Below are 1,596 nucleotides of genomic sequence, written 5' to 3'. Positions count from 1 at the left end.
GCAGGGCGGCAGTACGCTGACGCAGCAGCTGGTGAAAAACCTGTTCCTGACCAACGAGCGTTCGCTGTGGCGTAAAGCGCGTGAAGCCTATATGGCGGTCATTATGGATGCACGCTACAGCAAGGATCGCATTCTGGAGCTCTACCTGAACGAGGTCTATCTCGGTCAGGCGGGCAACGACCAGATCCGCGGTTTCCCGCTGGCGAGCCTCTACTATTTTGGCCGTCCGGTCGATGAGCTGAGCCTCGATCAGCAGGCGATGCTGGTGGGCATGGTGAAAGGCGCCTCGCTCTATAACCCGTGGCGTAATCCGAAGCTGGCGCTGGAGCGACGCAACCTGGTGCTGCGTCTGCTGCAGCAGCAGAAGGTGATCGATCAGGAGCTGTATGACATGCTCTCGGCGCGTCCGCTCGGCGTACAGCCGAAGGGCGGCGTGATCACGCCGCAGCCCGCCTTTATGCAGATGGTGCGCAACGAGCTGCAGGCGAAGCTGGGCGATAAGGTGAAGGATCTCTCCGGCGTGAAGATCTTCACCACGCTCGATCCGGTATCGCAGGACGCAGCGGAAAAAGCGGTGCTTGACGGTATTCCGGCGCTGAAAAAACAGCGTGGCTTGAAAGATCTGGAAACCGCGATGGTGGTAGTTGACCGCTTCAGCGGCGAAGTGCGCGCCATGGTAGGCGGCGCGGATCCGCAGTTCGCCGGCTACAACCGCGCGCTGCAGGCGCGTCGCTCTATTGGCTCGCTGGCGAAACCGGCCACCTATCTGACCGCGCTCAGCCAGCCGAACACCTATCGTCTAAACAGCTGGATCGCCGATGAGCCTATCGCGCTGAAACAGCCGAACGGCACCGTCTGGAAACCGATGAACGACGATCGTCGCTTCAGCGGCAAGGTGATGCTGGTGGATGCGCTGACCAACTCCATGAACGTGCCGACGGTAAATCTCGGTATGACGCTGGGGCTGGACGCGGTGGTGGATACCTGGACCAAACTGGGCGTGCCGAAAGATCAGCTGAACCCGGTGCCAGCGATGCTGCTCGGCGCGCTGAACCTGACGCCGATTGAAGTGGCGCAGGCGTTCCAGTCGATCGCCAGCGGCGGCAACCGCGCGCCGCTCTCGGCGGTGCGTTCCGTTATCGCGGAAGACGGCACTGTGCTCTATCAGAGCTTCCCGCAGGCGCAGCGCGTAGAGCCGGCGCAGGCCGCCTATCTGACGCTCTACACGATGCAGCAGGTAGCCGATCACGGTACGGCGCGGGCGCTGGGCGCGCGTTATCCCAAAGCGCATCTGGCGGGCAAAACCGGTACCACTAACGACCTGATCGACAGCTGGTTCGCCGGCGTCGACGGCAAAGAGGTCGCTATTACCTGGGTGGGCCGCGACAATAACCAGCCGAGCAAGCTGTACGGCGCAAGCGGCGCAATGCAGATCTATCGTCGCTACCTGGACAACCAGGCGCCAATGCCGCTGGTGCTGACGCCGCCGGAAGATGTCTCCATGATGAACATCGACTCAGCGGGCAATTTCGTCTGCGGCAACGGCAGCAGCACCTGGCGTTCGCTGCCGGTATGGGCGCTCGATCCCGACGCGCT

1 protein-coding gene is annotated in these 1,596 nt (G+C 62.3%); it reads left to right on the top strand.

The genetic code is table 11. The annotated features are described in order from the left end of the window. Window positions 1–1,596: penicillin-binding protein 1B (gene mrcB / locus B3797_RS19350; RefSeq protein ID WP_311791927.1), on the top strand; the 1,596-nt coding region annotated here is incomplete at both ends.

Source organism: Pantoea sp. UBA5923 (genome assembly GCF_002431095.1).
GTDB classification, from domain to species: Bacteria; Pseudomonadota; Gammaproteobacteria; order Enterobacterales; family Enterobacteriaceae; genus Pantoea; species Pantoea piersonii.
The sequence above is the reverse complement of the archived record's forward strand: the minus strand, read 5'-3'. Positions and strand labels throughout refer to the sequence as shown.